The organism is Paenibacillus sp. FSL R5-0923 (genome assembly GCF_038009145.1).
Classification (GTDB): domain Bacteria; phylum Bacillota; class Bacilli; order Paenibacillales; family Paenibacillaceae; genus Paenibacillus_AQ.
The window spans coordinates 1-5107 of sequence record NZ_JBBPAT010000005.1 but is presented as its reverse complement, the minus strand read 5'-3'; the positions used below and the strand labels follow the sequence as shown (position 1 = coordinate 5107).

At 35.4% G+C, this 5107-nt stretch carries 6 protein-coding genes and 1 pseudogene; all 7 read right to left on the bottom strand.

The features are described 5' to 3' along the window. Positions 1 to 279 precede the first annotated feature (279 nt). A complete protein-coding gene (locus tag MKX35_RS31765) occupies positions 280 to 630 on the bottom strand; it encodes an Imm3 family immunity protein (protein ID WP_076287087.1) in 351 nt (116 codons plus the stop codon). Positions 631 to 647: 17 nt separating this feature from the next. After that, entirely contained in the window at positions 648 to 1298 is a 651-nt protein-coding gene (locus MKX35_RS31760; RefSeq protein WP_341044552.1) for a deaminase domain-containing protein, read from the bottom strand. An 800-nt stretch (positions 1299 to 2098) separates the two neighbouring features. Further along, on the bottom strand, positions 2099 to 2743 hold the full coding sequence (locus tag MKX35_RS31755) for a pentapeptide repeat-containing protein (protein ID WP_076287086.1): 645 nt from the start codon (positions 2741 to 2743) through the stop codon (positions 2099 to 2101). A gap of 13 nt (positions 2744 to 2756) precedes the next feature. Further along, complete coding sequence (locus MKX35_RS31750) at positions 2757 to 3131, bottom strand: hypothetical protein (protein WP_076287085.1); 375 nt, start codon at positions 3129 to 3131, stop codon at positions 2757 to 2759. A gap of 163 nt (positions 3132 to 3294) precedes the next feature. Then, a pseudogene (locus MKX35_RS31745) lies at positions 3295 to 3717 on the bottom strand (transposase); the annotation flags it as partial. Between the two features lie 370 nt (positions 3718 to 4087). Beyond that, positions 4088 to 4495, bottom strand: a complete 408-nt coding sequence (locus MKX35_RS31740) for a hypothetical protein (RefSeq protein ID WP_076287083.1) — start codon at positions 4493 to 4495, stop codon at positions 4088 to 4090. An 11-nt stretch (positions 4496 to 4506) separates the two neighbouring features. Beyond that, the coding region (locus tag MKX35_RS31735; protein WP_341044551.1) for a deaminase domain-containing protein at positions 4507 to 5107 on the bottom strand (601 nt) is incomplete at its 5' end.

The following is a 5107-nucleotide window of genomic DNA, read 5'->3' as shown; positions in this document are numbered from 1 at the left end:
ACGGAGCATCAGCAGATACGATTCATTTTGAAAAAACGCAAGAAAGCGAAGATAACAAAAAACAAGTCAATCATGGTGGTAACTGACCATAATCGACCTGTTTCATGTAACGCTTTAGCGTTATTTAGGTTATAAAATTAAAGCATTTGATGTACGTACAAACGATATGAAGAAATCTTTATACGGGTATTACATGGGTTATATGTGTTATTGGTTGAATGATTGATTCATTCGGCAATGGGTAGCCCCCAACCTCTGTTAACGCAAGAGTAACCCGATTCAACTAATAATCGCAACAGTCTGCAACTTGGTTTTAACTGATTCAATACGCTCACTTAGGTCCTTAGCATCATCAAAGCCTAGCTCATTACCAAATCTATCAATATCATAAACCTGAACAATACTATCCACTACCTCATAAATTCGGGAGGATAGCACCCCTTTATCAATTTGTAGATGAGCTAAACAAATGTAAAAGATAGTCTTCTCGGTATCTCCCTCTTCAATCACGTTAGCAAGCTCATACAAACATCGTCCTCCTGCTTGCAGAGCATTTAGACCATCATTAATTGAATTAATAAAGACCTCATCAACATATTCTATTAACTCGTTATATTCCCAATCTTGCATGTTGTTCCCCCTCCTGCCTATTTTACAACTTTCCCATCATTTGTAAGTATGTTTACTGTAATGTTTGGATATTCTCTTCTAAAATCCAATATTACATCAGAACAACTTTGGCAAGTAAGACGCTCTGTAAACAGATTGATTGTTCCTTCAGCATTTTTGTTACCTCCAAGTTGAGATGCAATATCATTTAAAATTTTGTACTCAGTGTCATAGTCTCTTAAGTATGCTTCAGGTGTATCAATTCTTGCGTTATCGGGGTCAACCTTCTTAGCGTTAAATATCGGCTCGCCTTGAGGTTTTAAAGATATATCCGATAGCGCCCCCTTATCTGTAGCTTCGTTTACAGAACTATGAGCGAAAAATCCCTTTTTATTAATACCTTGAACATCAACCTCAGCATAGCCAAAGTTTCCTGATTTTTTCAACTTACTGGGTAGCTGAGACCGTAACTCTTTAACACGGTTTAGGATACCAGACAAGTCCCTAAGTTTACCCGTCCCCTCAATCTTACCACCTTTCACATCCCCAAACCCATCCATCTCATTTATATAATGCTCCTGCACAAATGTTTTGGGCAGTGGATTCGAATCCATGGGGATCTTTCCTACACTGAAAGGCACACCTTCTGGCGTGCTTAATAATGGCTTGAATTTCGGGAGTTCAGCCAAGTGACCGGAATTCTAATTAGTTATCTTAACTGTATATGTTGACTGGTCGCCACCAGATTTCTTTCCTGCACCGTCATCGTTGCAAGTCAGTTATGTTACGGACAAAGTGCTACTCTTTGCTTTTTATTTCTCAGTATTACTATCGTTATATGGCATTTTACAGTTGCTAGTAATGTCGAAAAAAACGCAGATAACAAAGGTAACAAAAAACAGGTCAATCATGGTGGTATCTGACCATAATCGACCTGTTCTATGTAACGATTTAGCGTTATTAAAGTTATACCTTTCAAGAATTACTGTGCGTACAAACGAAATGAACAAATCTTTATACGGGTATTACATACTTAAGTGCGTTACTCGTTCAATAAAGAATTCATTCGGCACTGGGTAGCCCCGTTGAAGTCGGATGAAATCCCATGTTTTTTTATTCTTCGCTATAAGAATAGTCAAGCAAACTAAGTAAACTTCGATTTAAGTACTTTATGTGGCATAGATCCAAATAACTATTGATAATTAACTTATTCTCTTTTCTAAGTAGCTGATCTGAACCATTTTCTAAAAACAACAGATTCCCACCATATTGTTATATAAACTTTCCTATAACTTTAATCAGAGCTTCTAATCCTTGATAAAAGGTGTTACCAAACAAGTGACCCCTAATGCAATTATTAACATTTACGTCATAATGGTTTCTAACAAAATTCATGTCAGAAATATCCTCAAGTTCAAGAACCAATTAGATTTCTTCTTTATCATTGTGAACCGATGCCTTATCTTTCCCCTGATTTTCCCAAGTCAACCTAATCTAATCCTTTATTCGGTTTTCTAGTATTGCTAAAATCTATTAGAGTTTTCATCTCATGGCTTGATATGCCAACTAGCAATTCTCCATGTATTGTAATACTTGAATTCACAAAATGTATTTCATCAAAACCAGTGATATTTAAGAATTTCGTATTTTCAAAGTGACAATTGAGGAATTTCACATTTTTAAAAGTAGAATTATTAAATGTTGATGATAAAAATTTAGTCTTTTTAAATTCTACTTCAGAAAAAGTTGAATCATCCATATATGTTAGTTCAAGTTTAGCATTTGAAATTTCCACATCAAAAAACTTCGATTCATAAAAGGTCGTTCTAAAAGAATCTAAGTTTTTGAAAACAGTTGAACTAAACCTCGAATTGTCCGCCTTACCTTTCCTGAATATATTATCTGAAAATTCACACCTATTAAAGTTACTACCGCAGAGCGATGCTCCACTTAAATACACATTTGAAAAGTCACACTCGTTGAATACTATTTCTAAAAAACTACTATTGTTTAAATCATAACCTGTAAACACTATCCCATCAAAAGAAGTATCTTGATAAATAAGTTCGCACACTTCATTTGAAAGCCCCATTGAAAACTCAGTGTATTTCTTTAGTTTTGTAAGTAAATCCATTTAATACCACCTCCTAAGGCCATGTAACTACTTTATCTATTAAACCTTGAATTGATATTTCATGCAAAAGTTCTGCTTTGTTTTCGATACTTAAGTTAGAGACATCTAGTATCACATTTTCACCTTCGCTTAGAGATTTATTAATTGATCTCATAGCGCTCGAAAGTTTGTAACCTCCCTTTTTAGGCGGATAATTTGAATTAAAGGACTTGACATCCCAAGCTTGCCCTTTTGCATCTATAAATTCTGCTTTTCCAGATGGATCTCTAGTTATAGGTCCATCTAATTTTTTCATTTCCTCAAGTTCTAACCCAACCCTTGCCTCATGTTTTCCTTTTTCAATATCAATCTGCCTTGTGGAACCTGCATGAGCTGGATCATGTGCCAAATCGTCAATCTCAGATTGTGTTCTTTTGCCAATAAAATTCTCAGCTTCGTCAAATTGGTGAACAATTCTATCATCTGTCTGACCTTTACCCGTTCCCTAAGTAGTAATCTTAAACTCGACTAAAAGAGAGGTGATAACTGTTTTACCAATTACCACCATTATATCATTCGGCTTTTAGTTCCGTTAGAGGACTCAATGCTCTGTATTCTGTTTTGTTCTTCATCATGCTGTAGATGATGTTCACAAGCCTTCTCATTACGCATATAAGGGCTTGTTTCTTGGTTTTCCCTTCTGCTAGCTTCCGTTGATAGAACTTGTAGAACAAGGGATTACGCTGTCTCTTGTTCTTCCCTTTGGCTACTTGTATTTGTTGTACGGCTAGGTTGTGGAAGATGCTATTCAGAACATTACCTTGACCACTTGCTTGGTCTTTGCCCTTGCCGCCCGAACTAAAGCGTATCGGTGCGATTCCTGCGAAACGGGCTAGCTTATCTGCATTTGAGAAGCGATAAATGTTTCCGATTTCAGGGACCAGTTCCGCTGCTGTAACGATGTTGATTCCGTCCATCGACTCGAGTTTGTAGTCGGTTTGGGCTACTTACTATAGTTGTCGTGCTATGTATCTTGAAAGTTGTGATTCTGTCTACCTCTTCCTCACTATCGCTACAGGGTAATCTACAGTTGCGAGTAAATTTGAAAAAAACGCAAGAAAGCGAACATAACAAAAAACAGGTCAATCATGGTGGTATCTGACCATAATCGACCTGTTATATGTAACGCTTTAGCATTAATTAGGTTATACTAATCAAGCATTACGTGCGTACAAAGGAAATCAAGAAATTCTTGTAGCGGTATTACATGAGTTAAGTGTGCTATTGGTTGAATGATGAGTTCATTCGGCACTGGGTAGCCCCCACATGATTATGTTCGTAGCAACCACCTATACAACACTACAATTAATCAGCTTTCAAACCTAAGATGTATTCTACTCTTGATTTAGTAGAATCGCTTGTTTCCCTGATTGTGTATTCACTTTTATTATTAATTAATTGTTTACAGATTTGAATGTCTTGTAACAGCTTATCAATGTCATATTTATCTATATGCTCTTCAAAGTTAGTGATTTTCAGATAACTCTCTAGTTTAGAATATATAAAATCAGCAATTTCTTTATATTTCAAACTCTCTATTGTAATAGAAACAAAATATAATGTTTTAGTAAACAAACTATCGTTTACTATTCTCCAATCCTCTTCCAAAGTTTTTGCTGAAACCTGCGCCACATTTAAACCTTCTTCTTCAATATATTCTTCAAAGTCTAAAACTATAGATGATTTTATTGATTCATAACTTGTCATGTTCATATCATCAGTCCTTATTTCATATTTTTAGAGTAGACATTTAACTCAATATTTGGGAACTTACGTCTAAATTCCATAATTAAATTGGAACAACTTTGACATGCATCTAGTTCTGTAAACAAATCTATTCGCCCTTTAACATTAGGGTCTTTTATTTGAGAAGCAATATCTTCAAGAATCTTTGCCTCCGTGTCATTAAATCTTGGAAATTCATCATCAACATAGGTTTCCAATGACTTATCAACTTTGGAAGAACTAAAATCTCCAACATTACTACCAACGCTATCAGAGGAATGAATCTGACTGTGTGCTTGAAATTCTTTTTTAATATCAGGAATGCTTACATCTGCCACTGCGACATTCCCACTACTTAACTTTCTTAGTTTTCTATCAAGTTTATCTCTCTGTGTTTTTGAGAGATTTTTGTATTCGTCGGAATTCCCTATTTTTTCTATTTCTCTGTTAATATCGCCTCTAACATTTTGAGTCTTCTCATATAAGCTATCTATTGTCCGATTAGGTAATTTATTTTTACCCGTCCCCTCAATCTTACCACCTTTCACATCCCCTAACCCATTCATCTCATTTATATAATGCTCCTGCACAAATGTTTTG